The sequence below is a fragment of the Sphingomonas sp. NPDC019816 genome, from assembly GCF_050274375.1.
In the GTDB taxonomy this organism is placed as follows: Bacteria; Pseudomonadota; Alphaproteobacteria; order Sphingomonadales; family Sphingomonadaceae; genus Sphingomonas.
This window is the reverse complement of record NZ_JBNNOB010000241.1, coordinates 1-2,470: the sequence shown is the minus strand read 5'-3', so window position 1 is coordinate 2,470 and position 2,470 is coordinate 1. Positions and strand designations below refer to the sequence as shown.

Here is a 2,470-nt window from a genome sequence, read left to right as displayed (position 1 = left end):
CGAACAGAATGCGGTCGCCCGCCTTCACGTCCAGCGGCGTGACCTTGCCGTCTTCGGCCTTCGCACCCGAACCGGCGGCGACGACTTCGCCCTCCTGGGGCTTTTCCTTGGCGGTATCCGGGATGATGATCCCGCCAGCCGTCTTTTCCTCGGCCTCGACGCGACGGACGAGAACGCGGTCGTGCAACGGACGAAAGTTCATTGCCATGTCCCTTTAATCTGGCGTGTTACACTTTTCTGGCACTCACCGGGTGGGAGTGCCAACGCGATGGGATATGTGAACGGGCGTTCAGGCCGTCAACGCCTGCCCCCAAAAAATTTCGACGAAGCGCCCCGCGCGCGGGAACAAAATTCCGCCGCCCCCGTCCGTATTGGCAGGCTAATACGGACCATTGCCCAGCCTTCGCGGCTGGGCTAGCCATGGCGCATGACCGACGCTCGCGCAGACGCTCTTCCGCCCGCCTCCCCGCTCGACCAGGATTTCAGCCGACCGGGGCGCAAAGCCGGCCGGCGCAGCGGATGGCGGCTGGTGCGAGGCGCCTGGCGGCTGCTGGTCGGGATCAAGGATCTGTTGGTCCTGATCGCGATGCTGTTGTTCTTCGGGCTGATCTTCGCCGCGCTCAACGCCCGGCCGGGGACCAAGGCGATCAGCGACGGCGCGCTGCTGCTCAAGCTGGACGGCGCGGTCGTCGAACAGCCCGAGGCGATCGCCCCGCTCGCCATGCTGTCCGGCCGCGCGACCCCGCGCCAGTTCCGCCTGCGCGACGTGGTGCGCGCGATCGACGCGGCGCGCGACGACACGCGGGTCAAGGTGCTGGTGCTCGACCTCGACGCGTTCGGCGGCGCCTATCCGGCGGCGCTTCAGGAGATGGGCGATGCGCTCGCGCGGTTCCGCAAGGGCGGCAAGCCCGTGCTGACCTATGCCACCGCCTATACCGACGGCGCATACCGCCTGGCCGCCAATGCCAGCGAGATCTGGGTCAATCCGCTGGGCGGCACGCTGTTCATGGGGCCGGGTGGCAACCAGCTTTACTACAAGGGGCTGATCGACAAGCTGGGCGTCACCACGCACGTCTATCGCGTCGGCAAATTCAAGTCGTTCGTCGAACCCTATATCCGCGCCGACCAGAGCCCGGACGCGCGCGCCGCGTCGCAGGCGCTGTACGGCACGCTGTTCGCCCAGTGGCGCGAAGCCGTCGCCAAGGCACGGCCCAAGGCGCAGATCGACGCCTTCCTCGCCCAGCCCGATCGGGCCGTGCTGGCGGCGAACGGCAATATCGCCGATGCCAATCTGAAGGCCGGGCTGGTCGACAAGCTGGGCGACCGCATGGCGTTCGGCAAGCGCGTCGCCGAGATCGCGGGGGTGGAGAACGCCAAGCCCGCCGGCAGCTTCCGCACCATCGGCTATGACGCCTGGGTCCGCGCCCATCCCCTGCCGACCGGTGGCGATGCGATCGGCGTGCTGACCATCGCCGGTTCGATCGTCGATGGCGAGGGCGGCCCCGGCACGGCGGCGGGCGAGACCATTTCCAAGGCGCTGCTCGACGGGCTGGCCACCAAGAAGCTGAAGGCGCTGGTCGTGCGCGTCGATTCGCCGGGCGGCTCGGTGCTGGCATCCGAACAGATCCGCCAGGCGATCCTGGAGGCCAAGCGCCAGAAGCTGCCGATCGTCGTCTCGATGGGCGGGCTGGCGGCTTCGGGCGGCTATTGGGTATCGACCCCGGCCGATGTCATCTTCGCCGAGCCGGGTACGATCACGGGGTCGATCGGCATTTTCGGCCTGATCCCCTCGTTCGAGAACACGCTGGCCAAGATCGGCGTGACCAGCGACGGAGTGAAGACGACGCCGCTGACCGGCCAGCCCGACGTGCTGGGCGGCTTCACCCCGATGCTCGACACCATCCTTCAGGCCGGTATCGAGAATGGCTATCGCCAGTTCCTGACGCGTGTCGCCGAGTCGCGCCGCATGACGCCCGAAAAGGTCGATACCATCGCGCAAGGTCGCGTCTGGGACGGCGGCACCGCGCGCCAGATCGGGCTGGTCGACCGCTTCGGCAACCTGTCCGACGCCATCGCCGAGGCCGCGCGCCGCGCCAAGCTGGACCCCGCCAAGGTCCATGCCGAATATCTGGAAAAGAAGCCCGGCTTTGCCGCCGAACTGCTCCAAGGTCTGCAGGATAGCGACGATTCGACGCAGGATGGCGGCGACGTCTTCGCCATCGCCGCCGCCGAACGCCGGGCGGTCGCGGCACGGGCGCTGGGCGATGTCCAGCGGCTGGTGCGCGGCGGCTCGGTCCAGGCGCGCTGCCTGGAATGCGGCGCACTCGGTCCGATGGCGACCGCCGGGGACGAGCGGCTGCTCGACCTGTTGATCGCGCGGTTGGGACTCTGATCTGATCCCCAATCGCCGTTCAGCCTGAGCCCTTCGGCTGGCTGACAAGCCAGCCGCTCAGGATAAACTTTGGCGCGA

General features: G+C 68.0%; 2 protein-coding genes. One reads left to right on the top strand and one right to left on the bottom strand.

Annotation, left to right across the window (positions count from 1 at the left end):
* On the bottom strand, positions 1-202 hold a 202-nt coding region (locus ACQKJZ_RS19005), incomplete at its 3' end, for a co-chaperone GroES (protein ID WP_427733227.1).
* A gap of 225 nt (positions 203-427) precedes the next feature.
* Here ACQKJZ_RS19005 and sppA point away from each other — a divergent pair.
* Positions 428-2,392: a signal peptide peptidase SppA gene (gene sppA / locus ACQKJZ_RS19000; protein WP_427733224.1), complete on the top strand. Its 1,965-nt coding sequence runs from the start codon at positions 428-430 to the stop codon at positions 2,390-2,392.
* The last annotated feature ends 78 nt before the right edge of the window (positions 2,393-2,470 follow it).